The organism is Vibrio sp. OPT41, assembly GCF_015163595.1.
Taxonomy (GTDB): Bacteria; Pseudomonadota; Gammaproteobacteria; order Enterobacterales; family Vibrionaceae; genus Vibrio; species Vibrio alginolyticus.
On the sequence record NZ_JADDYH010000014.1, the window covers coordinates 26,870 to 51,861 of the forward strand.

Here is a 24,992-nt window from a genome sequence, read left to right on the forward strand (position 1 = left end):
ATGCGGCGTTATGGCGCAGGGAAAAAATTCAGCTAAGGGCACTAGATGAGTGATAAAGTTAAAGTAGCCTTGCAGTGGCTCAAAGAAATCTTGGATGCAGAGGGTGTGGAGTATCAAATAGTCGGTGGCTTAGCGGCAACTATTCATGGTGGAAGTCGGGAAATAGCAGATATAGATCTTTATATTCGAAACTCAGACGCAGACAAGGTGTTAGCGCACGTAGCTAAATACATATCCAAGCCGTTAACTCATTATGCCGAATACGGTTGGGATCTAGAGTATTTTCAGTTGGTTTACCAAAATCAAAAAATTGAAATCGGTTTATCTGAATATACGAAGATACAATCACATCAGGATGGATCTTGGCACCAGCTTGAAATTTACTTTTCAGAATCAGTTATTAAAAATTATCAAGGTATCGATCTGCCAGTGATCCCAGTACATCGTTTAGTCGAATACAAGCGTATATTGGGCAGGGAAGTAGACCAAATTGACATACAAGAGCTAACGTTGAGTGCAGCGCCATAACAAAGCGTTTAAGACGGATTCACAACGCTTGGCATTTTCAGTTTGAATCAGCTTCAGTGTTTACGGCACAATGGTTTAGGTTAGGTGGTCGCGTTGTTCACCACTTAACGCGGCGTTAGGTATCTACTCGTCTTTTGATAAATATCATGGTGATATGAACTAAGTTGAACTAATGTCGCGAAAATTTCTTTTCAGGTCATTTAATTTATGAGTACATCGGATTATAAAGGGATATCGGGCTGGCTGGTTTTAGTCGCCTTTGGGTTGGTGGTGTCGCCATTCAGGTTTTACTTCACAACCTTATCAATGTATCCAGGTTTATTTGAAAATGGAACGTGGTACTTACTTACAAGTCCAAATTCTGCTGAATATGTAAGAGGGTTTGGAACCTTGCTTTATTCGGAAATAGTATTCAATCTATTTCTTTTTGTAAGCCTTATTTATCTGAACTTCCTCTTTTTTTCAAAGAAGTCAGATTTTCCTAAAGTATATATAGCTATTTCATTAATAGGACTGTTATTTATTCCTATCAATGCTTACTTTGCTAACCTTCTATTCCCTCAAACACCTCTTTTTGATGGTGAAACTATTAGAAACTTTTTTGTTTCATTGTTATCTGCTTTGATTTGGATTCCTTATATGATCAAATCTAAACGTGTTAAAAACACGTTTATTGAAAATCATAGTCTTCGCAAGACAGTTTTATCAATGATTACATTGTCATGTGTTGTTGCAGTTGGTTATTCTTTTTATCTAAAGCAGGTTAGTTATATACCAGAAACTGTAACTATTGAAGATAGGCTAAATCAACTAACAAACGACATGAATCGAGAATTACCTATTATGCTCGATTCTGAAACTAAACTAGACGCGGTCTATACAGAGTCGAATAACTTACAGTATCGTTATTCTCTTGTAAATTACAGCGTTAGTGACATAGATGCCAATGCTCTGAATAAAAATATGCGCCCTAGTTTATTGCAAACTGCGTGCTCGAACAGTGCCACTTTAACTTTTATGCAAGAAGGTGTCATTGTCTCATATACCTATTATGACAAGTTGGGTAAACTCATAACCTCAATCCAAATTAATAGCTCGGACTGTGTTTAAAGATACCTAACAAACTGTTTAAGAGTGATTCGCAACGCGTGGCATTTTCACTATGCGTTGCGTTTAGTGTTTAAGGTGGTATGCGGACGCGTCGGTATTGCGTTGCTCACACCTTAACAGGGCGTTAGGCTTCAAATCAAGAGGAGGTGAAAATGTCTAAAAAATTGAAAGATCATGTTGTCGATGGAAGCAATATAGAGCTCAAGAAAAATATCGACAAAATAGTTAAAAAATCAAAGTTTATAATTAGGTGGATTGATAAGAATGTAGAAAGAACGGAAAAGTCAGTTCTGTTAGTTAATATTCTTAATTCAGTGTGTGATTACCTAGAAGTTACAAAGGTATCGATAAATCAACATATTTCCATATTAGCCACCTCAACTCGAAGTATTTATGAATTGAATGTTAGGTTAAGAACTCTCTCAGATGAAAATGAACAAAAAAAATGGGCGTCAGAAGCACTAACAGATAAAGTTCAAACCCTTGAGGGAATCCTTTCGTTAGGGAATGGAAATGAAAGAACTCAAGAGAGAGCAATTTTGGAGTATGAAATTACACGGTTAAAAAACTTAGCACAAAAATATAACTTACCAGTTATTAAACAACCTGCAAGTACGGGCAATTTAGCAAAAACTGTAGAAATGGAATCAGAGCACAAAGGATTGTTTAAGCTATATTCTAAATTGGTTCATCCAAGCTCTTACTTAGTTAATGATTATGGCAATGCTGCATCAGTTGAAAATCAAAAAGTACTTCAAATACATGCTCAATTGTACGCACATGATACGCTATCCCGAATTTGTGAAGAGTTATCCATTCCTTATGAGATAAGCAGACCATACGGCGTCGAAGCCTAACAAACTGTTTAAGAGTGATTCGCAACGCGTGGCATTCTTACTATGCGTTGGATATAGTGTTTAAGGTGGTCTGCGGCGGCATCGGTATTGCATTGCTCACACCTTAACAGGGCGTTATGTAAATGGAGAAAAAATGACACTTCAGGATTTGGAAAGTATATCTGTTATTGCTGCTTCTTGGTTTGGTATTTGTGCCACCGTCGTAAGCATCTTTAAAAAGAGTAAACCAGAAACTGGCTTGAATGAATCGACAAGTAGTTCTTCAGGTAAATCTGACCGGATTTCGCTACTAAAAAGACTTTGGAAATACATTCTCGCAATATTCCTGTTTTGCTTCGCAATCATCCGAAATGTTACTGGCGAGTCAAGTGTGGACAAACTGGATGTTTTGTTAATTTCAGGGTGTGTAGGCGTAATAATCTTACTTCTAGTAAGGATGATGTATATCTATACATTATGGTCTGTCAGTAAGTACTTCGAAAAGGATTCGGCAGCCTATTAGAATTTACATAACAAGTTGTTCAAGAGGGATTCACAACGCGTGGCATTTTCACTGTGCGTTGGTTTTAGTGTTTAAGGCGGTATGCAGCAGCTTCGGTATTGCGTTGTTCACCCCTTAACAAGGCGTTAGAACTTACTACTCAAAAAATCATAGAGTTAGAAATGAAAGAGTTACTTTTATTATCAGTTTTGCTATTTGGAGCAAACGTTTTAGCACAAGAAAAAAGCGACTTTGATAGCTCCTATCAGGAAATCGTTCCTAATGGTCATACCATAATTGAGGCTATTCATGGTGACCTAAATGGAGATAGTCGAGACGATATTGTTTTGATGATACAAGGTACAGATCAAAACAAAATTGTCACTGATGAGCTCCGTGGTCAGTTAGATCTCAACCGAAGAGGAATTATTGTTGCTTTAAGAAATAACAACAAGTACGACGTTGTTGTTGAAAACGACAATTGCTTCTTTTCTGATGATGAAGATGGAGGTGTATATATGGTTCCATATATCGAAATAAGTATAAAAAAAGGAAACTTATATATTCATTTTGCACATGGTCGATATGGGTATTGGAGGTACAACTTCCGTTACCAAGATTCGGATCTTGAGTTAATCGGTTATGATGAAAGCGCTAATCGAGGTCCGAGAGTAGAGGAAGTTACTAGCATTAACTATCTGACAAAAAAGATGCTCACTAAAGAAAATGTTAATGAGCTTGACGATTATGACCCCATATTTAAAGAGGAGTGGTCAACCTTTGTCCTTGAACACAGGTTTAAGTTAAGTCAAATCAGCGACTTTACTGAATTTGGTGATGGTGTCAGAAATTAATAGACTCGCACCGAGACGTAATTCTAACAAACTGTTTAAGAGTGATTCGCAACGCGTGGCACTTTTACTATGCGTTGCGTTTAGTGTTTAAGGTGGTATACGGAAGCATCGGTATTGTGTTGCTCACCCCTTAACAGGGCGTTATGTGCTTGGAGGAAAAATGGAATATTTTCAGTACTATGGAATCGACTGGGTTGCAATGGTACTTACGTTTCTTGCAATTTGGCAAATTGGAAATAAGAACAAAATCGGTTTCATTTTAATGATGTGCGGTAACACTAGTTGGTTAGCAGTTGGTTATCTTACTGGCAGTGTGGCAATGATAATTGCAAATATCATCTTTTTCTCAATGAACCTTAGAGCAATCATCAAATGGTCGACGCCAGAGAAAGAGCCTAAAGTTAGTGTTGCTGAGCAGTCATCTACAAGCTAGAAGTTCGCACATAACAAACTGTTCAAGAGGGATTCGCAACGCGTGGCATTTTCACTATGCGTTGATTTTAGTGATTAAGGTGGTTTGCGGCGGCCTTTGTATTGCGTTGCTCACCCCTTAACAGGGCGTTATGGCGCAGGGCAAATTCAGCTAAGGGAACTAGATGAGTGATAAAGTTAAAGTAGCTTTACAGTGGCTCAAAGAGATCTTGGATGCAGAGGTTGTAGAGTATCAAATAGTAGGTGGATTAGCGGCAACTATTCATGGTGGAAGTCGGGAAATCGCAGATATAGATCTTTATATTCGAAACTCAGACGCAGACAAAGTGCTATCGCATGTAGCAAAATACATATCCAAACCGTTAACTCATTATGCCGAATATGGTTGGGATCTAGAGTATTTCCAATTGGTTTACCAAAATCAAAAAATTGAAATCGGTTTGTCTGAACATACTAAGATACAATCACGTCAAGATGGCTCTTGGCACCAGCTTGAAATCTACTTTTCAGAATCAGTTATTAAAGATTATCAAGGTATCGAGTTGCCAGTTATCCCAGTTCATCGTTTAGTCGAGTGCAAGCGGATATTGGGCAGGGAAGTAGACCAAATTGACATACAAGAGCTAACGTTGAGTGTAGCGCCATAACAAACAATTTAAGAGTGATTCAGCACGCGTGGCATTTTTGGTATGCGGTGGTTTCTGTGTTGAAGTACCATGCAGCAGCATAGGTATTGCGTGCTTCACACCTTAATTGGGCGTTATACGGAGATATGAATATTGAAGAACGTTGAAGCTTTTTTGGTTAATTCCTTTACTTCGAATGGAACTGGTGGGAATCCTGCTGGTGTAGTGCTTCACGCTGATCACTTGTCGAACGAAGAAAAATTACAAATAGCACAAATTGTAGGTTATTCGGAAACTGCGTTTGTATCTCGCGATGACGAAGCCGACTTTGAGCTGTCTTTTTTCACCACAACAGGTGAAGTTGATTTCTGTGGACACGCCACCTTGGCGGCATTTTCGACAATGTATCAAGACGGGAGCATAACTGAAGGTAAATACCTACAAAGGACTAAAGCAGGTTTGCTGGTGGTAACTATAGAGGCTAATGGTCATATAGTTATGGACCTGAAGTTACCAGAATTCCGTGGCGAGTTTAGTTATGAAGTTATATCAGCGTTAATTGGACTAGATTCGACACTACTTGAGTCAAGTCGGTTACCGATTGAAGTTATTTCAACAGGCCTCGCTGACATTATTGTTCCAGTGCCTTTTGGGTATCTTGATCAAATCCAACTGAATGAAAAATTAACCAGTGAGTTCTGTGAAAGGCATGGTGTCATTGGTATACATGCTTTTGAGCTGTGTGAGAACACAAGTGAAGTGACTGCTAGTTGTCGTAATTTCGCTCCATTGGTTGGGATCCCAGAGGAGTCAGCGACAGGAAGTGCGAGCGGTGCATTAGCTTGTTACTTAGCCAAACACCTTCCTAGTACACATTCCAAGAATTTTACTTTTGAGCAAGGTCGGGCAATGGCCTGTGTTTCAAGAATTACAGCGTCTGTGGAGTCGAACGACCAGGGAATCATTAAGGTTAAGGTTGGTGGTGTTGCTCATAAAATCGGTAGGCAGGAAATCTCCTTATAACAAAGCATTTAAGAGGGATTCTTGTTTTTTGTTCAAGCTTTTGTTTTATATGAATAAAATAAATTTTGCCCTAGGTTGGGGTGACATTTGGGGTTACACCGGAAAATAACTTTTAAATGTGATTTGTATCACGTTATTTTTGTGGGTGATTCTTGTTGAATGGTCTTGTTCCATGCTCAGCCACTTTAGGTGGGCAGTGGTATTTTGCTGACCGAAACTTGCTTCATCTGGGAACCTACATTTACCACTTCAAGTTCCATGTGTTCTGGGATCTTGATGACTTCAATTTCGATTTTTTTTAAAGTCGTCTTGGGGGCTCTGGGATTGATTGGGATGTTTGTTTGGGGCGTGAAGTTATCTAGGAAAAACCATGTGATTGAGCAATTAGTAGATTGGATCCGGATAATAGTGCTTACCAAACCTTCCTTAACAATATAAGCATGAATATCGCGATCAGTTAATCGCCCACCGGATGAATCCATCGCTCGGGTCATAATATACGGGCGTAACTGCTTACGCTCCCCCAGCGCTAAGAGAAGCTGGTTGATCATTCATGTAATCCTTCAGCCCCCTCAGCTAGGAGTATTTGTACCTATTTGTTCAATCTGCTTCAGCTGATTTCGAGGAGCCTAGTGATTTGGATTCGAGACTGCGCGTCTTTGAAATGTGCTAATGCGAGCAAGCGCATAAACCTGCAAATCACCCGCAGCCCCACAATACATAATCTGCTGAGTTCCTAGTGATGCAATTCTTAGACAACCAAATCCTGTTTGAACTCTACCACAGCAAGTTAGAGCAGGAGAAAGAAGAGTAATGATATTTGAAGAACTAAGGTATAAAAGCGATAAACAAACCGAGCAAGACGCAGTTCAATCAGTACGCAATGGGAACTGAACTGGTGGTTAGTGTTGTTTTAGATCCACAAAACCTAGGCTAACACTTGAGAAAAGTGATCAAAATACAGCTGATTCGTCGAACGCATTTTCGACCGCGTCTATGGTTGGAGTAAAGGAGCCGGATGAAGTCACTAAAGACTGGTTTGTTTCCCCCCGACTTCATGACCTTACACCATAGTAGCGAATTGGGAATTTTGACAAATGACAAACCAAGATAGAATTGAGTAGTTTTCCACTATTTGCAGTATTTTTTCTAGAGAGCAGGCTGTTTCACGATCCTTATAAGCCTGCTCCGACTTCCCTAGATGGTCAGCTGCGATAGCACGAACATCAAAGTATACGGCTTTAGTCGGATCGAGTGCAATCGCCTTATTCAAATCAGCAAGAGAGGCATTATAGCGTTCTATAAGCCCTAAACCATATCCACGGGAAGCAAATAAGTTTGCCATTGTGATCTTGTCTTCGCTTCCGTCTTCTTTGATTGCTCCCAGATCGATCAGGTATCCACAAGCGCTGATTGATCTGATACCCGAGTGTATCCCAATAGGAAGGAGCGGACTCTGGGTTAGCTCTCTGAACCCGTTTGATGAGATCGGAAAGTAGTGCTTTAACTTGCCTGCAATTCGCTTGCCCCTTACAGAACAGTCCTGGTGGAATAAGTCCTCGTCGCGTTTCCTCTCCTGAAGCCTGATAGCTAAAAATGCCATCGTCAATACAATCGCGCCATCCTATTTTCTCTTTATCCTTAGTGTAGCCAAACTGAAGAATGGCTCCTTCACCTACAGAAATTGTTGAAGTCGGTTCAATAATATCAAGTGAGAATGGGTCTGCTTTTAAAAGATCGACCATTAGGTTTGAAACATTCCATTGTCGCAGGTCTTTCGGACATCCTTTAATAAGGCGCTCTCCTTTCGTAACAGGATGGAGATCACTTTGAGGGCCATCGCTGACGCAAGTCACGTTAACGATCTGAAGATGACCTGATAGGGCGGGACGCAATGTCGCAGGGCTGGCTTTATATTCTATACGGTTCTTACCATACATGATCCACTTGCCACCACGTACAAGTTCTTTGATTTGGTGCAACAATGCTCGCTCTCCTTTTGCCTCCAGACGCGGTTTGAGGCGGTTGGAGGCAGAGATTCCCGATTGGTCGGCTAACGTAGGAATTCTGACCAGTTTTGACCTGAATTGTTTGAAGTCCTCTAGAAATTTTTCTTTAAATTCGATGAGACTGATATTTGCCTCATCCAGTTTTCCAGAATCTGCAAGCACGAGAATGAGAGCCTTGCGTGCTTCAACATTACTTGGTGCTATCGCAATCAATCTCCGGTAGTCCGTGATCGCTTCAGGAAATTGTCCAGCTTTTGTCAGAACTTGTGCACGATAAAGGAGATGACGATTATAGCTGTCACTTCCGGTATCTGACATTGAAAGAGCAGTTGTGTAGTCGGTTATTGATGAAGTTAAATTGCCTATACTGGCGTAACTGCTGGCGCGGTTGGCATAAAGCGCAGCCGATGGGATGACTCGGATAGCTTGGGTGTAATCTGAAATAGCGTCGTCATGTTTCCCTGCAAATGTGAATGCCATGCCTCGGTCAAAATGGGCACTAGCGCGTTCGTAATCGTTACGAGCGAGTATTAGGAATTTGCTTCGAACTTTTGCTGATTCATCGAACTTACTATTTGCGGAATAAGCTTGGGCGATGGTATCGAGTAAAACAACATTATTGGGCTGTTGGATTAGATCATAATTCGCGGCTTTGATGATGAGATCAGGGCAGTAAAACATCGCACCGGGATCTTCGGTGAGCTTATTGAGTTGTGGCAGCAATCTGAAGCCTCCTCTCACTGATTCAGTTTTGTTGACATCAGCGCTTCGAGCGTCGGAATATTTCTGGTGTCAGTTCAACGGCTTCGCACATGGCGGGAATATCTAGCAGCGTGATATGACTTTCGCACTCAGTAATAAAACCATCGTTTTTCAGTTTTTTGAACGTTCTAGAAAGCGTCTCTGGCGTCATTCCTAGCTGTGTTGCAAGCAGCTTTTTCGTCACGGGTAACGTGATTTTCCCTTCGCTTCTCGATTGAGCGCGATAGAAGTCAGCCAGCTTCATCACCAGTCTTTGGTTCGCGTTTACTTGCGTCAAAATGTTCACGGTATCCATCAGCTGGTGGATGCGATTGGTCATGTAGTTCATGACTTTTAATGAAGTCTGTGGAGACTGAGTAAACACCGTCAACACATCTTGGTAGTGGAACACAGACAACTCCGTATCCTGATCGACACGGGCACTCATCGGATAGGTTCTTGGGGACATAAACATCGCCATTTCCGCAATCATTTCTCCCGCCATGAACACCCGAAACAGCTTTTCGTCGCCGTTTGGCATCAAACGAAACAGCGAGACTTTTCCTCTCTCGACCAAATACATATTTTCCGCAGGTTCCCCACGTTCAAACAGTTGATGTCCTGCATCGCAATGCAAAGGCGAGCGTTTTGAAAAGAGTTGCGTTTTTTCTTCTTCGTTAAGTAGCGAAACAATAGAACCGGGCACGCTGTTTTCCTTAGCTTGATAATTATCAAGCAGCAAATTCGGACTTGGGGGATAAGATACAAATAATAATCATTATTGATTAATGTGCCAACTTATCCAACCTGAGAAAGGAGAACAGTTATGGACGGTATTAGTCACGTATTTCGATGGGTTGCCTTGTGCGGTCTGGTCGTTCTTTTTGTTCCCGTCGCCATCTTTGCTTAGGAGTCATTATGTCTAAACGATTAGCCATGCCCAATGAAGGGCGAGAAGTGACAAAAACACCGGGACACTGGGTACTCGCTCAACTGGGTAAGAAAGTGCTGCGTCCTGGTGGCAAAGAACTAACACAAAAAATGCTACAAGGGTTGGCGATTACGCGTGATGACCTCGTTGTCGAATTCGCGCCCGGTATGGGTTACACGGCACGTTTGTGCTTGGAAAAATCCCCTGCAAGCTACACCGCTATCGAACAAAATGAGCAGGCAGCGGAGATTGTTCGCTCTTACTTACAGGGTGCAAACCAACGTAGTCATGTCGGGAATGCACAAGAGACAGGGTTAGAGCCAGAATGCGCTTCTGTGGTTTATGGCGAAGCTATGCTGACGATGCAATCCGATGCGCGTAAAAACGAAATTATTGCTGAGGCTGCTCGAATCCTCGCAACTCATGGTCGTTACGGTATCCATGAACTGTGCATTACGCCAGATACTATCGATGAAGATAAAAAGCGCGCAATTCAAAGAGAAGTTTCCGAGACCATTCAACACCCCGCCAAACCCATCACACCCGCAGAGTGGAAAGCACTGATGGAAGAGAATGGTTTTGTCGTTGAATTTGAGGCTGTTGCTCCAATGCATTTACTCGAACCAAAACGTGTTATCGCTGATGAAGGCTTGAGTGGGTTCTTAAAAATCGTGAAAAACGTACTGACTAAACCGCAAGCAAGAAAGCGTGTGTTCGGCATGCGTAAGATTTTCCGCAAACACGAAAAGAACCTATCTGCGATAACGCTTGTCGCAAGAAAGAAGGAAAGCTAAATCATGTTTGAATACACTTTATATGAAGATCTCGCCAGCGAAGTGGATATCCCCAAAGCGGGTATCACGAGTTGCCCTGTGTACAAAAGTGAGCGTTTGCGAGGTGTTATCTTCGGGTTCGCCGAAGGTGAAGAAATGAGTGAACATACTGCAGCAGTACCAGCGATTGCACAAATACTCGAAGGAGAATGTACGTTCACATTAGAAGAAGAGGCGAAGGAACTAAAAGCTGGCGCTTGGCTACTAATGGACGCGCATTTGCCTCACAGCATTATCGCGAAAACGCCATTGAAGCTGATGCTGTACCTGTTGCGCGAGCCTAAGTAACACGCAGTATTGAAATACAAACCAATGTAAATTCAGCCCCAATCAAGTGTTGGGGCTTTTGCGTTTATTGCTGTCGGTACTTATCTGACGAAGTTCTGCAATCCTGCCACGCTGGCAAAGTTATAGAGAATAAAGCCCGATGCCACCATGGTGACTGCTAACACGAGGTTAAGCGTATTGCTCAAGTTGGCATTGGGTTTGGCGCTGTGATTTTTCATTTGGCGTTGAATCGCTAAAGCGTTGAACACCAATATCGAGTTGGTCATTGCCGTTCCTAAAGCCATCACGAATGTCGCGACCATGCCCCACATTAAGCTGCCTAGCATGTTAGAGAGAAACAGAACCAACACCGCACCAGTACAAGGGCGGAAGCCGATGAGTAGCAGTGCTTTCCATGAAATATTGTCATTAGAACCTGCGGAATCATCATCTTCTTGAGATCGTGTTTACTTGATGCGGCGCTTGACCACCGACGCAAACTCTTTCAGCGCCAATAAAACAATAAACACCGCACAACCTTGCGTCAGCAGACGAACATTATCGGAAAGGCTGAAAGCAAACTGCTCTGCAATCTTGGCAGTAATCACGAAAAGAATGCACGCGCTCGCGGCTTGTAGGGCGGCAATAATCGCCATTAACACAAGTGCTTGTCGGCGACGGTAGCCATGAATCAAGCTCATTGACGTCACTGCCGTTTTACCGTGTCCAGGGGCAACCGAATGCAGTAAACCATACAGAAAGCTGAAGCCCAACAAGTACAACAGTTGCCCTTGGCTGATGAGCATCAGGTATTCACTGATATACCGTAGTTAATCATTTTAGCTTTGTGAAGAAAAAAATGGATTCCTTTGGAATCCATTGAGTTGACTAATTGCGATTCTTTATTTTGTCTTTGGTAGGGAGTAATACTATTCTCTATACATGCCGTACACACAAGTCACGATGTACTTAATAAACGTTACGAAAAAGCAGATTTATCTGCCTTAATAGACAATACATCCTTAAGTTACTATATAACAATAACATCGGAGCACTTTGTGTTGTTAGAATTGGTAATCAGCCACAAGACCGAATGTACGAGGTCCGCCCATTTCGATAAGATCATTCTTATGGCGAAGAACGTAATCTTCATCTGTTGCATTCTTAATGTAGGCCCGAATGGTGAGATCATTCATGGCATAACCTGCATTGAGATTCAATATGGTGTAGTCGCCTGCTGACGTACTTCGGGTGTTGGCGAGATCTGTAAAGTAATCCGTTACGTGATTAACACGAGCACCAAAGAAAATGCCCGAATCTAGCTGTTGGGTGAAGCCAAGACCAGCCGACACTTCAGGTGCATAGCTGAACTCATTCCCATTTAAGTTTTCAACAGTACCGCTTGGTCCTTCGGTGATTTCTGTTTTTAACAAGCCTACAAATGCGAATACGTCCAGACCTGAGTCAAACCAGTAATTGGTTTCAACTTCAGTACCGTATGTTTTTCCTTTAGGGATGTTTGCTATGTAATTGTCGAAACGATTTCCACTGTCACCATACACGACCGTTTGATAGTTTTCATAGTCGTTGTAGAAGACATTTGCAGTCAAACCAAGTCTATTTTCAAGGAAAGTTGAACGGGAACTTAGCTCATAAGTCCAGACTTCTTCCTGCTCAAACACAAAGACCTGTTGTTGGTACTCGTTGTATCCAAGTCCGCCAGCGTTGTATCCTTTACGAGCAGTAAGTCCAAGCATTGAATTGTCTGATACATTTAAAGTTACACCGACTTTTGGTAGCAAAATACCGTTACTTTCATCAGCATTGAAATCGAGTGGGAACCTTGCGTGGTCAAAATCACGCTTCAGCTCATCTTTTTCGTAACGAGCGCCAAGTAGCAAGCCCCAACGGTTATTGAGCTGGACTTTTGAATCGAAGTAAATTGAGTTGGTCAGAACTTTATCTTTACGCTTCATCGAGTCTGTTTGCGTATCCTGATCTTTGTAAAAACTGCTTACCCCGACAATGGCATTGTATTTGTCATCTAACGAGTTATAAGATAGCTTCGCTTCTGCGGTGTAGTTTTTTTCATCAACATCACCCCACCAGTCCGTACGAGGATAAGCTTTGAATTTCGTATTATAGTCTCGGCGCGCAAGCAATACATCAAGGGTTAATTCATCATTGATTAAGTAATTTATGTCAAAATTTGCATTCCAGCTTTCGGTTGTTTGACGTCGAGTACCGTTTTCATCAATGTATTCAAACTTACCTTTTTCAGAAACCAGATTTGTATATTGACCTTCTTCATTACGGCTAGCCAATGTTAGTTTTAGCGTAAGCTTATCGTTAGACATCGGTTTGAATAACAGCTTACCTCTCACATTATAGGATTCAACTTCAGAAGGGTCCCATGGATATTGGTCATTATCGGGCAGCGAGTAATCAATTGGTGTATTACCCTTTGTGCCCTCGGCGGCTAATCGAAATGCGAGCTTTTCAGACACGATTGGGGCAGAAACAACACCAGCTAAGTGATATTTGTCATCTTCGTTTTCGTAGCCACCACGAACTTTACTTTCAAAGTGGAACGTTGGATCTTTGGTTTTGATGACCACCGCGCCGCCAATACTATTTCGGCCTTGGTTGGTTGATTGAGGGCCTTTATAAATCTCTACTTGTTCTGTATCCCACAATCCGGCTTTACCAAAGGCTTCACCAGTCCATGACTCTGACACGCCATCAACGGTTGTATTCACCCTTGGTGTCGCTCCTGTCATGAAGGAAAGGAAGCCTTCACCAGGCCCACGACCATCGACACCTCGAATATGTGGAATACCAGAAGGGGCATTCAGTACATTCGGGACGCGATCGAGTAGATCGTAGTATGTTTGATCTTCGCCATTGTCTGCTTCATCAGTAAAAACGGTGACTGAGCTTGTGTTCTCAGCAAGTGTACCACCGAGTTTTTCACCAAGTACCACAATGGTTTCTAGGGTTGTTAGGGTTTCTTGGCCTTTCTTAGTATTGCTGTTGTCCACTTGCTCTGCTGAAAGAGTGGTGCTGGCTCCAAGGCAAATTACACCAATGAGCATGGCAAGTTTAGTCTTGCCAGTATTAGTGATGGTGATGCCACTGTTTAAATCCATGGGCTTCATGACCTGAGTATTCCTTAATAAAAAAAGAAGAAAACATTTGATGTTGTAACAACATTTATGTAAAAAAGTGTTGCGGCAGTAATACTAATGATAATTATTATTATTTACAACAATGATGATATAAGTTTGTGCTATCTCATTACTAGAAGATATGCATGAAGTATCAACGTACAAGTTGGATTTGTGATGGATATAAAGGCTTTTCGAATAATAGAAAATAAGAATATCAATAGTGTTTTAAGTGGTTTGCTTGAAGATAATGAAGAAGTAGGAGCCCCATGTTGGTGGAACGAGGTGCAGACAAAAGGAACACCTTTTATCCTTTCCCAAGATAATACAAGCGTTGAGCTGCTATTTCTTTGGCGAAACACGGATGACAGTGTTAAGGAAATATACATTGATATCAATGGTATTACTGATCATCACAGCTTTGATATGGCAAGGCTTACTCATGTCAAAGGAACGGATGTTTGGTTTTATAAGGCAAGGGTAAACAGTACGTGGCGTGGGAGCTACACGTTTATTCCAGTGACACATGAACGCGTCCAACCAGCGTACCACGGAACATACCAAGAGAAACGCACCAAGCATCGGGAGTGGTTGAGAACCATTTTTCCTCTTAGTGTTCGCGATGATTTAAGTAAAAACAATTTGTCAGCCTGCGAATGGGGACGTTCGAAAACGCCGCTATCTATGCCAAAGGCAGTATCGCAAAGTGCTTGGTCAAGGTTCGATACAAAAAATGGCAATGTTCAGGCAGGAGCGGGCATGCAGCTGGCTTGGACTAGCCAGTGTTTAGGTAATGAGCGCTATGTTTGGTTGTATTCGACAGCCAGCGCTGACCAAATGGCTGAACTGCCATTGGTTTTAGTCTTAGATGGTCAATTTTGGTCTCAATCCATGCCTCTGTTCAGTGCGCTGACCGATGCGACGAGCAGCGGTCAGCTTCCACCTGCCTTGTATGTCTTCATTGATGAAATCAATGGAGCGCTGCGTAGTGAAGAATTCAGTTGCAACCCTTTGTTTTGGCAGGCTATCACTCAAGAACTGCTGCCGTTGGTTGGTCATTATTTCCCAATTACTAATGAGGCTAATCGTACGGCTGTTGTTGGGCAAAGCCTTGGTGGTTTGAGTGCGATGTATGCCGGATTGAACCATCCGGACCGTTTTGGTGCGGTTGTTTGTCAGTCGGGTTCATTCTGGTGGCCTGATTTTTCGTTAGTGAAGCCACCTAGTGAATATTCTCCTCTTCAAACAAGCGAACCTTTAACTCAAATGAGTCAATTGGTTCATTCTGGCCTTGGTTCTAACGTAAAGCTAAGTGTTTTTATGGAAGTTGGGTTAGGGGAAGACATCATGGTGGACTTGAGCCAAGACCTATACCAGCGACTTAAGCAACAAAACCATCGGTTATCGTTTCGCACCTTTGATGGTGGACATGAACGCCTGTGTTGGCGCGGAGGCATCATTGATGGGTTGTCATATGTTTTTAATTTTGAATCCTGATTTTTCTATGATTGGAGTTAACTATGTCTGAGAAATACATTAATCCTTTTGACGAACCTGAAAACCAGTTCTTTGTGCTGATTAATCACAACAATCAATATAGTTTATGGCCTGAGTTCAAAGGGATCCCTCCTGGCTGGAAAAGCACATTTGGTCCGTCACTAAAGCAAGACTGTATTGATTATATCGAAGCGAATTGGCACGACATTCGTGTGTAAAAAACAAACAAATAGCCACGACGATAATAATTAAATTTCTAAGGAATAAACCAATGCGCACTCAACAAGTGCAAGATAATTTATGGCCTCTATTGGGCACACAACAAGGAATTTGGTTCGCTCAGCAAGTGATGCCAAACCCTGAAGAATTCAACGTCGCACATTATGTAGAAATTGAAGGTCAAGTTGATACGTCGGTTTTTAGGCAGGCAGTGGCCAAAGGGCTTAACACTGCAGATTCATTACATTGTCGTTATGTAGAAGTCGAAGGCGTAATCAAACAGCAATTTCTAGCCGGAACGGCTTTAGAAGATGTTCTGGAGGTTTTCGATTTTTCCCATTTAGAGCAGCCAAAAAATGCTGCATTGGAATGGATGGAAAAAGATCTGCAAACAGCCATTGATATTCAAGGCAATGTAAGACGCTACCGTCACTGTCTAATTCAAATTGGCTCCAAGCAAGCACCAAAGTGGCTTTGGTACCAGCGTTATCACCATATTGATGTTGATGGATTCAGTTTTAACGCAATTAGCCAAAATATCACCCGTCACTACAATCACATGACACTCGGAACGTCCGAGCCTGAAGGTTTTACACCAATGGCCAAGGTAGTCGCGGAACATGGTCAATTTATCGAATCAGAGCAATACGACAAAGCACGATATTTTTGGAAGGAGGCCGGAAGGTCGTTGCCCGCTCCGCCTTCTTTAACCACAGGTGGAACCGATAAGGCACGTTTTGGTGTTGTTAAGCATCACATTAGTCTTCGTGGTGGCGATTGGCTACATGCGCAAGGCAATAATGTACTGCCTTCAGAGCTCGCAATGGCTCTTGTGTTTGCGTATTTACATTTACACAGTGGCAATGACGAAGTCTGTGTCGGCTTCCCGTTTATGCGCCGAATGGGCAGTTCGGCAATGAGTGCCTCTGGTGCGGTTGTGAATGTACTACCTTTGGCATTTTCTGTTGATAAAACTATGAGTATTACTGATGTCGCTCGGGTGATGAATAAAGCCATCAGACAAGCTCGTCGTTACCAAATGTATGATGCAGAGCAAATCTCGCGTGATTTAGGCAAAGTAGGGCAACCCTTGTACGGACCAATGCTCAACTTCAAGCCATTTGAAGATGAACTGCATGTTGGTAGCAATAAATCGAAAACGAATATCTTATCTGCAGGTCCGATCGATGATATTGAATTTTCTCCTGCATTAAGTAACAGCAAGCTCGAGATTGAGATCACAGCCAATGCGCAAAAGTATAATACCCAATCATTAACGATTCATGCTAATCGATTTGCCAACATGGTAGAGCAAATCGCGCAAACCCCATCCATTACACTCGCTGAAATTGCACTTGCTCCTCAAAGTGAACAGCAAAGTATTGATGATTGGTCTGTTGGCAATCGATGGCAAGATCCGTATCAAGATAAGTCTGTTCTTGATGTTTTGGAACGCAATGCTGCACAAACACCAGATGAAACTGCGCTCGTTTATAAGCAACAAAAATGGAGCTTTCAGTCACTGCGTGAAGCCATTGAGCAGCGCGCTGCTCAGTTGCGTACTTTGGGTATAAAACAAAAGCATGTTGTAGGCGTGGCATTGCCTCGAAGTCCAGAAACCGTGGTTACTATGCTGGCTATCATGCGCTGTGGTGGGGCTTACTTGCCAATAGATCTTGATTATCCCCAAGAGCGTATAGAGACTATCCTTGAACAGGCTCAACCTCAAACAGTTATTGTTGAAGATAGAGAAAACCTGTCATGGGGGGAATTAGCAAACTGCACAACACTTGCTGAATTAACCGCTCAACAGATTTCAACCCCAGAACAGATTGATATCTCCAAGCATGATGTCGCCTATATCGTATTTACCTCAGGCTCAACAGGTAAGCCGAAAGGGGTTATGAACACACATGGCGCGTTACTTAATTTACTTCATTCTCATCAAAACTCTATCTTTGGGAAGGCGATATCAAGCCTAGCGACAAATCGTTCAACTGAGCCGGAAAAGATTACGGTCAGGGCCTCACATACGACTTCATTTTCATTTGATGCTTCTTGGGAACAAGTTATTTGGATGCTATGCGGGCACACGCTTTATCTTTACGATGATGATCAGCGCAAAGATGCCTATGAATTAGTTAAATGTGTAGAAAACGACCGCATCGATGCAATGGACTTACCCCCATCGCTGTTTAATCAGATGCTTGATAGTGGGCTTATGGAGCAGGTTTATACTCCGACTCTGGTTCTCATCGGCAGTGAAGCGATACCAGAAAAACTGTGGGAGCGGGTGGGGAATTACCCTCAATTGTTGGTAGAGAACTTCTATGGCCCAACAGAATTTACCGTAGATGCCGTGAGTGCTCCTCTAAATGCAGATACCACCCCTGTGATTGGCCGTCCGATACTCAACGCTAAAGCCTATGTTTTGAACAATGCATTGCAAGAAGTGCCTGTCGGCGTAGCCGGTGAGTTATACCTTGCAGGTGCAGGGCTGGCGAAAGGCTATTTGAATCAACCGGGAATGACAGCAGATCGATTTGTTGCCAATCCATTTGAGCACGGTCAGATAATGTACCGTACGGGTGACTTAGTAAAATGGCGCGAGAATGGGCAGTTAGACTTTATTGGTCGAACGGATGATCAAGTCAAAATTCGTGGTTTCCGTATCGAACTTGGGGACGTAGAAAGCGCAATCAACAATATCCCAGATGTGGATTCATCCGTGGTGATTGCAGAACGTTTTAGAGATTCACACCGTTTAATTGCGTATTGCACATTAGTCAGTCATGCGAAGGGGCATACCTCTGAGCAGCAATTACTCGATGAAATGAGTCAGGCATTACCAGAATACATGGTTCCGGCAGGTTTGATGATCCTTGACGCGTTTGCGTTAAACGTCAACGGGAAAATCGACAGAAAGTCATTACCAAACATTGATCTTACCAATCGCGAAGAAGTGATAGCTCCGGTTACAGCAGAAGAAGTTGCTCTATGTAGTGCCATTGCAGAATTGCTTGGTGTTGCTGATGTTGGCATTTCAGATGATTTCTTTAACCTCGGTGGGGATAGTATCTCCGCAATGGGGCTTGGCACCATTTTGCGTAAAGTTGGCTTCGAACTCCGCCCCAAAGAAATCTTTGCCGCCCGTAGAGTCGGTGATATGGCAAAAGTGATGAAGCTACTTAACCAGCAAGAGCATGTGGCGCAAGAAGGGCAAATAAAGCCGTTGCCAATGTGGCGATGGTTTGAAGATACCTTCTCGGAGGACACCAACTATGTTCAAAGTGTCTTTGTCGAAATCGAAGCTGATGTTACGTTGAGTGCGCTACAACGAGCGCTGGTGAAACTGGTATCGATGAATTCGGTGTGTCGCTTAATAAAGAAAGAATCGCAATATTATATCGAATCGATAGATCAACTTGATGTCGCATCGTGGGTGGAGCATCTAACAGTAGGCGAGCTAAAACATGCCGATATTGATGCCATATTTGATCAGTATGGTAAGACAATGAGCTTGGCTAATGGTCAGTTATTACGGTTAGTGATGTTAAGTGATAGTAAAGGGCAATGTGGCCTGATGATCTTAGCCCATCACTTGTTGATTGATGGTGTCTCTTGGCGTGTGTTATTGCCTCAGCTTAAATCACTAACTCGCGCGGAAGTTTCCGGTCATGACATCGTCATTCCAAATGAAGTCACGGGTATCAATACCTGGTCTCATGCGCTGCACAATTATTTGGATGTTGCTGCTCAGCAAATGGCGGATTGGCGAGTACGAGAAAGTCGTCCTGTCATGCCGTTCAAACCTGCGCAAGAGGATTGCCGGGTTAAGCATTGCCGAAATAAACTGGCAGCCGCTACCACAGAGCGTGTGCTTGAGTTCGGTCAACTGTCAGAGTCGATTGATATTGAAGAAATCTTACTTTCATCCGTAAGTGCAGCCATTGCTAATGTGTTTGGCAACGAGGCGATTAAATTCAATCTTGAATCTCATGGGCGAGAAGAGTTTGACTCGTCCATCAACCTAAGCCAAACCATAGGTTGGTTTACCACAGAGTATCCTTTGGTTGTGGAGTTGCCGGAATCAGGGACAACGGTTGACTTGCTGCGTGAGGTAAAGCAAGCCAAACGGAGTATCAAGGATAAAGGGTTGGGGTATATGGCCTTGCTCCATCTTGATAATCCTCATCGTAACGAGTTAAAAGAACTAGCAAGTCGTTATAAGTCGTCGGTACTCTTTAACTATTTGGGCCGATTTGAGCAATCGTCAGAGAAATGGTCGCCACAAAGTCGAGCTAGAAAATTTGCTGATACCTTTGCTGTTCTGTTAGACAGTGAACAAGCACTGCAGCACGATCTCGAACTGAATATTTTTGTCGATGAAAATGCAGCCGCGCCCGTATTTGCATTGAACTGGTCATGGAACGAATTCCAGTTTAGCCAAAATGAAATCGATGTTATTAGTGATAAAATTGAAGAGAATCTGAATTCCATAGTTGATTGGCTTTCTTCGAGAACAATGTTGGCTGAAGAGCTAAAAGTGCCAGCTGAATTGACGGTTGTCGGTATTTCATTGCCACAAGCTTCAAGTCTTGAAAAGCGATATGGTGAGCTTGCAGATGTGCTTCCGGCCTTGCCTTTACAAGAAGGATTGTTATTCCAGTCACAACTGGGTGATGAGAACAGTAATTACAATTCAACAACGCGCTTAACCTTTAACGGTGAAATCAATATTGGACATGTTAAGCGTGCTCTTAATGTGGTGATAAGCCGTCATCCTCAATTAATGGCTAAGTTTGATAGTGATATACTGGGTAAAACCGTTCAGCTTATTCCTAAGGAGCTTGGTGAGTGGCCAATCGAGAGTCATAGCATTACTTCGATGGAAGAAAGCGAGCAGCAAGCGTATCTGACTTGTTATGAGAAAAGTGAGCTGACGCGTCAGTTTGATCTCAGCAACCCTGAACAATCACTATTAAATGCGAGTGTGATTTATCATGGTGATAACCAAAGTACTTTGTACATCTCAGCTCATCACTTGGTGGTTGATGGTTGGTCGACGCCGATTTTGTTGAGAGATTTCCTAACGGCATATGCAAGTAGTGCTGATGTTTTAACGCCGATTAGTGCAAGTTATGCCAGTGTTGTTGAGCAGCTTACGGGAAGAGATAAAAAAGCCGCTCAGCAACGATGGGTGGATGTGTTACAGGGCGTGAACCCAGCCATTGCATTTGAAGATATTCCCGTCACAGATAGGCTCAACGAGCTCGAACTGTTTATCCCAGAAGACAAAACTCGAGCGATCAATCAGCTACTTCGCCACTATGGCCTTACCATGAACTCATTAATGCAAGGTGTTTGGTCGAGCATTCTTGGCAGCATGATGGGCAGAGAAGATGTAGTGTTTGGTACGCCGATATCAGGTCGTTTTGGTCATGTGGAAGGGATTGATGAACATATTGGTTTGTTCAGTAATACCATTCCGGTAAGGATGAAACTCAAACCAGAGCTAAGTTTGCTTGAGCAGCTAATAGCGCATCAAGAAATTCAGATTCAATTACTAGAGCATGATGAACTTGGTTTGGGTGAAATTCAGCAATTGGCTGGCGGCGAAACGCTATTTGATACGCTGCTGGTGGTTGAGAACTATCCAGACCATTCTGATTGGTTTAACAAAGACTATGCAGGGGCGCAGCTGTGCGATATTCATAACCGTGGCTACACTCATTACCCATTAACGCTCTTAGTGTTACCGGGTGAGCAGATCCATATTCTGTTTGAATACCGCGATACAGCGGGTGTCGCTGAGCAAGTAATGCAGCGCTTTGAACAAGTGTTAGATGCGATTATCGCGTCACCAGAGGCAAGTTTGACCCAGTTAGATTTACGTCTTGCTGATGAAATTGAGTTACAGCAACGTATTAACCAGACCAAAGTTGCGTTACCAGAGCAAACCTTGCGTTCGTTGATGGCGCAACAAGCTGAGAAAACGCCCGAGAAGCTTGCTTTGATTGATGAAGACCGAAGTTTCACTTATCGCGAAATGAGAGGGCAGGTGAAAGCGATAGCAGAGTTATTTTGGCAGCACAAAGTGAGTGTTGGCGATATTGTTGCCGTTGCGTTGTCACGAAGTACGAAGTTAAGTCTTGCGTTCAATAGTATTATTGAATGTGGGGCCGCTTACTTACCGCTTGACGTGGGTTATCCAGACGAAAGGTTGGCGTACATGGTCAATGATGCGAAGCCTAAGCTGATCATCACGACATCTGAGCACCGAGCGCGCTTTTCTGCATTCGGAGAGTTGCTGATTTTGGATGAACTTCCTAAACCAGTGGCTTCCACGCTGACGGAAGAGAAGGATGGACTTACGCCTTATCATGGGGCCTACATTATCTATACATCTGGCTCGACAGGGAATCCGAAAGGCGTGTTAGTTTCGCATCAGGCTATCGTAAACCGCCTGAAATGGATGCAGCATGAATATACACTCAATGCGCAAGATGTGGTCTTGCAAAAAACGCCATGCAGTTTTGATGTTTCCGTCTGGGAGTTCTTCTGGCCGCTGATTGAAGGTGCGAGCTTGGTCATGGCACCACCGGAATCGCATAAAGATCCGGAGTGGTTAATGCAGATCATCAATGACTACAAAGTGACAACCATGCACTTTGTACCGTCTATGCTTGCTGCGTTTATGGCATCGATAGAAAACAGTCATGAACAAGGTGAGCGTGTCGCTCGAAGCTTACAGCGTGTTTTCTGTTCTGGTGAGGCATTATCGAAAGAACTGTCTAATCAATATGCACGCTGGATAGAGGCGCCATTACACAACTTATATGGTCCAACTGAGGCGGCGGTTGATGTGACGTATTGTCCGGCTTTTGGTTCTATTTTAGCTGAAAGCTTAGGGACGAGTGTGCCGATCGGTCTACCCGTATGGAATACGCAGGTGTATGTGCTAGATAGCTTCCTGAGAGAAACGCCAGTGGGTGTCCCCGGTGAGTTGTATCTAGCTGGTGATCAATTGGCTATCGGCTATTTGAACCGCAGTGGATTAACGGCAGACAGGTTTATTGCGAATCCGTTCTCGAGTGGGGAGCGTATGTATCGTACAGGAGATGTTGTTCGTTGGCTACCCTCTGGAAAAATCGAATACCTTGGTCGAAGTGATGATCAATTAAAAATTCGTGGTCAACGGATTGAACTGGGAGAAATCGAAACGGCGCTTCAATCGCTTGCAGGTGTTAAGCAGGCCCTTGTCTGTGCAAAATCCTTGAGTAATGAAAAGGCCATGGCGGGTGCGGATGATCGCCAGCTTGTGGGTTATGCGATCCTCAATGATGGTGTCGAAACGGAGAGCGAAACTCTGCGCAGCAAACTGGCAGAGCATTTGCCAGCTCACATGGTTCCTGTTGCCATTATCTTGATGGAAGAATACCCATTAAGTGCCAACGGCAAACTTGATCGCAAAGCGTTGCCTCTCCCGAGTGACGTTGTTACTGGTTCTGGGCGAACGGCACGACCAGGGATGGAAACTCAACTTGTGAGCATATTTGCTGACGTGTTAGGGCTGGATACTCTGTCTGCAGAAGATGATTTCTTTGCCTTAGGTGGTCACTCATTAATGGCAATGAAGCTGGCAGCAGATATTCGTCGAATTCTTAATGTTCCTGTGACCATTGGTCAAATCATGGTGAACCCAACACCAGAGAAACTGACGGCATTATTATTAGACGATGAAGCGCTAAACGATCCAACTCTTGCTGGCTTTGGTGAAGTCCTGCCAATAAGAGCGGGATCTGGTCCTGCGCTCTTCTGCATCAATTCCGCCTCTGGCTTCGCGTGGCAATATACAGGTTTACCTAAATATCTGGATGGTCACTATCCAGTGTTTGGTCTGCAATCACCACGTCCAAATGGTGCCATCTCTGCGGGGCGAGGCATGGAAGATGCTTGTGATATTCATATGAAAGCATTGAAGCAATTACAGCCTGAAGGGCCATACCATTTACTAGGCTATTCCTTTGGTGGAACAGTAGCTCAAGCATTGGCATCTAAACTGCGACGTCAAGGTGAAGAAGTTGCATTCTTAGGCTTGCTAGATACCTACCCACCTGAAGGCCAAGATTGGGAAGGGCCAATGAATGAAGAGGCGCAAGACGAGATCGAAAGAGAAAAGGATTTGTTCTTAGCAGCAAATGACATTACAGATGATGAATTGGACAAGCAACGTATGGCGATGTTTAAAGATATTACATCGAACTATGAAGATGCTGTTCGGCTATTATCTAGCGCAAAATCATCACTTTATGATGGTGAGGTGAATTTGTTTGTGGCTGAACGTACCTTACCGGAGGGGTATGACATTGATGCGCATTGGAAGCCATTTATTACCAGCTTGCACAAGCATTATTTCGAGTGTTCGCACGAAGATATTATCGCGCCTGAAAACGTTGGTGATGTTGGGGAGCAGCTAAATACGTTGCTTAGTGGACTCCCAAGTTTGAAGTAACAAAAATAAAACCGGCGAAATCGCCGGTTTTTTATTGGTGTAAATTCTTTATGTGAAACGCATGATATCGTCAGAAACGCTAATCGACTCTAGAATCTCGAGGAATGATCATTGGCGTCTTGGTTAGAGGGTCGGGCATTATTAAACAACGTAACCCATATACGTGTTGGATCAGTGTTTCTGTGATCACCGTATTGGGTGTTCCTTCTGCAACGACTTGTCCTGAATTCATCACGATTAAGTGATCAGCATAACGACATGCATGATTGAGATCGTGCAGCACCGCAACGATGGTTGAACTGTTTTGCCGATTCAGTTTTCTAAATAGATCCAATAGTTCAATTTGATGTGCAATGTCTAAATAAGTTGTCGGTTCATCTAACAGTAAATAAGGTGTTTTTTGCGCCAGAACCATGGCAACCCAAACACGTTGCCGCTGTCCTCCGGACAATGCTTCAACGTTTTGCCCTAGTAATGGCTCAACCTGAGTTGCCTCTATCGCTTGTTGTACGGCCTGTTCGTCAGCTTGTGTCCAGCGTTTCAAAAATGATTGATGAGGGAAGCGCCCTCGACATATGAGATCGTGAACAGTTAAGCCAGATGGCGCAATTGCAGATTGGGGCAGTAGTCCCAGCTGCTTTGCCAGTTCTTGACGAGGAAAGTGGCAGAGATTTTTGCCATCTAACAAAACAGATCCAGATTTGGGCATGAGCAGATTGCTTAATCCGCGTAGTAATGTTGATTTACCGCAGCCGTTTGGTCCTAAGATGACAGTGAATTTATTGTCTGGGATGCCAACTGACAAAGATTGAGATATGACGTTATCTTGGTAGGCGAGTGTGACTTGTTCCGCCTGCAATCGATAGCGCGAGTTTATTTTATGTTGTGTTGCGTTAGTCAAA

At 43.2% G+C, this 24,992-nt stretch carries 21 protein-coding genes; 13 read left to right on the forward strand and 8 right to left on the reverse strand.

Annotated elements, in window-relative coordinates; genetic code table 11:
- Window positions 1-45: 45 nt before the first annotated feature.
- The 8 genes from IQP38_RS03780 to IQP38_RS03845 all read left to right on the forward strand — a co-directional run bounded on the left by IQP38_RS03780 (window position 46) and on the right by IQP38_RS03845 (window position 5,911).
- Complete coding sequence (locus IQP38_RS03780; protein WP_017634133.1) at window positions 46-528, forward strand: hypothetical protein; 483 nt, start codon at window positions 46-48, stop codon at window positions 526-528.
- A 207-nt stretch (window positions 529-735) separates the two neighbouring features.
- Window positions 736-1,638, forward strand: coding sequence for a DUF2569 domain-containing protein (locus IQP38_RS03785; protein ID WP_005462147.1), 903 nt, complete (start codon window positions 736-738; stop codon window positions 1,636-1,638).
- A gap of 152 nt (window positions 1,639-1,790) precedes the next feature.
- Complete coding sequence (locus tag IQP38_RS03795) at window positions 1,791-2,495, forward strand: DUF5677 domain-containing protein (protein WP_054577330.1); 705 nt, start codon at window positions 1,791-1,793, stop codon at window positions 2,493-2,495.
- 133 nt (window positions 2,496-2,628) lie between these two features.
- Entirely contained in the window at window positions 2,629-2,997 is a 369-nt protein-coding gene (locus IQP38_RS03805; protein ID WP_053304440.1) for a hypothetical protein, read from the forward strand.
- Window positions 2,998-3,158: 161 nt separating this feature from the next.
- Complete coding sequence (locus IQP38_RS03815) at window positions 3,159-3,830, forward strand: hypothetical protein (protein ID WP_017634336.1); 672 nt, start codon at window positions 3,159-3,161, stop codon at window positions 3,828-3,830.
- 160 nt (window positions 3,831-3,990) lie between these two features.
- Entirely contained in the window at window positions 3,991-4,263 is a 273-nt protein-coding gene (locus IQP38_RS03825; protein ID WP_193837325.1) for a nicotinamide mononucleotide transporter, read from the forward strand.
- 163 nt (window positions 4,264-4,426) lie between these two features.
- The gene (locus IQP38_RS03835; RefSeq protein ID WP_172563603.1) at window positions 4,427-4,909 is read left to right on the forward strand and encodes a MazG-related protein; all 483 of its coding nucleotides are present in this window, start codon (window positions 4,427-4,429) and stop codon (window positions 4,907-4,909) included.
- Between the two features lie 132 nt (window positions 4,910-5,041).
- Window positions 5,042-5,911: a PhzF family phenazine biosynthesis protein gene (locus IQP38_RS03845; RefSeq protein ID WP_017634334.1), complete on the forward strand. Its 870-nt coding sequence runs from the start codon at window positions 5,042-5,044 to the stop codon at window positions 5,909-5,911.
- Window positions 5,912-6,096: 185 nt separating this feature from the next.
- Here IQP38_RS03845 and IQP38_RS03850 read toward each other — a convergent pair whose 3' ends face one another.
- The 4 genes from IQP38_RS03850 to IQP38_RS03865 all read right to left on the reverse strand — a co-directional run bounded on the left by IQP38_RS03850 (window position 6,097) and on the right by IQP38_RS03865 (window position 9,367).
- The gene (locus IQP38_RS03850) at window positions 6,097-6,462 is read right to left on the reverse strand and encodes a hypothetical protein (RefSeq protein WP_021707818.1); all 366 of its coding nucleotides are present in this window, start codon (window positions 6,460-6,462) and stop codon (window positions 6,097-6,099) included.
- 512 nt (window positions 6,463-6,974) lie between these two features.
- Window positions 6,975-7,256 (reverse strand): hypothetical protein, encoded by a 282-nt coding sequence (locus IQP38_RS03855; RefSeq protein WP_193837326.1) that lies wholly within the window; start codon window positions 7,254-7,256, stop codon window positions 6,975-6,977.
- On the reverse strand, window positions 7,201-8,643 hold the full coding sequence (locus IQP38_RS03860; protein WP_193837327.1) for a tetratricopeptide repeat protein: 1,443 nt from the start codon (window positions 8,641-8,643) through the stop codon (window positions 7,201-7,203). Before IQP38_RS03860 ends, IQP38_RS03855 begins: the two co-directional genes overlap by 56 nt.
- Before the next feature lie 37 nt (window positions 8,644-8,680).
- Complete coding sequence (locus IQP38_RS03865) at window positions 8,681-9,367, reverse strand: Crp/Fnr family transcriptional regulator (RefSeq protein WP_054730694.1); 687 nt, start codon at window positions 9,365-9,367, stop codon at window positions 8,681-8,683.
- 212 nt (window positions 9,368-9,579) lie between these two features.
- Here IQP38_RS03865 and IQP38_RS03870 point away from each other — a divergent pair, with 212 nt between their 5' ends.
- Window positions 9,580-10,386, forward strand: a complete 807-nt coding sequence (locus tag IQP38_RS03870; RefSeq protein ID WP_054730697.1) for a class I SAM-dependent methyltransferase — start codon at window positions 9,580-9,582, stop codon at window positions 10,384-10,386.
- Window positions 10,387-10,389: 3 nt separating this feature from the next.
- Window positions 10,390-10,713 (forward strand): cupin domain-containing protein, encoded by a 324-nt coding sequence (locus IQP38_RS03875; RefSeq protein WP_009698239.1) that lies wholly within the window; start codon window positions 10,390-10,392, stop codon window positions 10,711-10,713.
- 80 nt (window positions 10,714-10,793) lie between these two features.
- On the opposite strand, the gene IQP38_RS26210 is transcribed toward IQP38_RS03875, so the two are convergent.
- From IQP38_RS26210 to IQP38_RS03885, 3 genes are all read right to left on the reverse strand, one after another.
- On the reverse strand, window positions 10,794-11,060 hold the full coding sequence (locus IQP38_RS26210; RefSeq protein WP_228009977.1) for a hypothetical protein: 267 nt from the start codon (window positions 11,058-11,060) through the stop codon (window positions 10,794-10,796).
- A gap of 99 nt (window positions 11,061-11,159) precedes the next feature.
- Window positions 11,160-11,498, reverse strand: a complete 339-nt coding sequence (locus IQP38_RS26215; RefSeq protein WP_228009978.1) for a hypothetical protein — start codon at window positions 11,496-11,498, stop codon at window positions 11,160-11,162.
- A 258-nt stretch (window positions 11,499-11,756) separates the two neighbouring features.
- Window positions 11,757-13,850: a TonB-dependent receptor gene (locus IQP38_RS03885; protein WP_017634328.1), complete on the reverse strand. Its 2,094-nt coding sequence runs from the start codon at window positions 13,848-13,850 to the stop codon at window positions 11,757-11,759.
- 186 nt (window positions 13,851-14,036) lie between these two features.
- Here IQP38_RS03885 and fes point away from each other — a divergent pair, with 186 nt between their 5' ends.
- From fes to IQP38_RS03900, 3 genes are read left to right on the forward strand one after another with little or no spacing between them, the layout of a single operon-like run.
- Window positions 14,037-15,356 (forward strand): enterochelin esterase, encoded by a 1,320-nt coding sequence (gene fes / locus IQP38_RS03890; RefSeq protein ID WP_054730699.1) that lies wholly within the window; start codon window positions 14,037-14,039, stop codon window positions 15,354-15,356.
- A 23-nt stretch (window positions 15,357-15,379) separates the two neighbouring features.
- Window positions 15,380-15,574 carry an MbtH family protein gene (locus IQP38_RS03895; protein ID WP_017634326.1) on the forward strand — a complete coding sequence of 65 codons (195 nt, stop codon included), beginning with the start codon at window positions 15,380-15,382 and terminating at the stop codon, window positions 15,572-15,574.
- Between the two features lie 53 nt (window positions 15,575-15,627).
- Window positions 15,628-24,090, forward strand: a complete 8,463-nt coding sequence (locus IQP38_RS03900) for an amino acid adenylation domain-containing protein (protein WP_193837328.1) — start codon at window positions 15,628-15,630, stop codon at window positions 24,088-24,090.
- 79 nt (window positions 24,091-24,169) lie between these two features.
- Here IQP38_RS03900 and IQP38_RS03905 read toward each other — a convergent pair whose 3' ends face one another.
- Window positions 24,170-24,991, reverse strand: a complete 822-nt coding sequence (locus tag IQP38_RS03905; protein WP_017821440.1) for an ABC transporter ATP-binding protein — start codon at window positions 24,989-24,991, stop codon at window positions 24,170-24,172.
- Window position 24,992 lies beyond the last annotated feature (1 nt).

Coding starts and splice junctions, on each gene's coding strand:
- IQP38_RS03855 (WP_193837326.1), bottom strand. CDS start 7,256: ATGGCAAACTTATTTGCTTCCCGTGGATATGGTTTAGGGCTTATAGAA.
- IQP38_RS03780 (WP_017634133.1), top strand. CDS start 46: ATGAGTGATAAAGTTAAAGTAGCCTTGCAGTGGCTCAAAGAAATCTTG.
- IQP38_RS03825 (WP_193837325.1), top strand. CDS start 3,991: ATGGAATATTTTCAGTACTATGGAATCGACTGGGTTGCAATGGTACTT.
- IQP38_RS03895 (WP_017634326.1), top strand. CDS start 15,380: ATGTCTGAGAAATACATTAATCCTTTTGACGAACCTGAAAACCAGTTC.
- IQP38_RS26215 (WP_228009978.1), bottom strand. CDS start 11,498: ATGCTCATCAGCCAAGGGCAACTGTTGTACTTGTTGGGCTTCAGCTTT.
- IQP38_RS03850 (WP_021707818.1), bottom strand. CDS start 6,462: ATGATCAACCAGCTTCTCTTAGCGCTGGGGGAGCGTAAGCAGTTACGC.
- IQP38_RS03875 (WP_009698239.1), top strand. CDS start 10,390: ATGTTTGAATACACTTTATATGAAGATCTCGCCAGCGAAGTGGATATC.
- IQP38_RS03885 (WP_017634328.1), bottom strand. CDS start 13,850: ATGAAGCCCATGGATTTAAACAGTGGCATCACCATCACTAATACTGGC.
- IQP38_RS03805 (WP_053304440.1), top strand. CDS start 2,629: ATGACACTTCAGGATTTGGAAAGTATATCTGTTATTGCTGCTTCTTGG.
- IQP38_RS03785 (WP_005462147.1), top strand. CDS start 736: ATGAGTACATCGGATTATAAAGGGATATCGGGCTGGCTGGTTTTAGTC.
- IQP38_RS03815 (WP_017634336.1), top strand. CDS start 3,159: ATGAAAGAGTTACTTTTATTATCAGTTTTGCTATTTGGAGCAAACGTT.
- IQP38_RS03900 (WP_193837328.1), top strand. CDS start 15,628: ATGCGCACTCAACAAGTGCAAGATAATTTATGGCCTCTATTGGGCACA.
- fes (WP_054730699.1), top strand. CDS start 14,037: ATGGATATAAAGGCTTTTCGAATAATAGAAAATAAGAATATCAATAGT.
- IQP38_RS03870 (WP_054730697.1), top strand. CDS start 9,580: ATGTCTAAACGATTAGCCATGCCCAATGAAGGGCGAGAAGTGACAAAA.
- IQP38_RS03795 (WP_054577330.1), top strand. CDS start 1,791: ATGTCTAAAAAATTGAAAGATCATGTTGTCGATGGAAGCAATATAGAG.
- IQP38_RS03835 (WP_172563603.1), top strand. CDS start 4,427: ATGAGTGATAAAGTTAAAGTAGCTTTACAGTGGCTCAAAGAGATCTTG.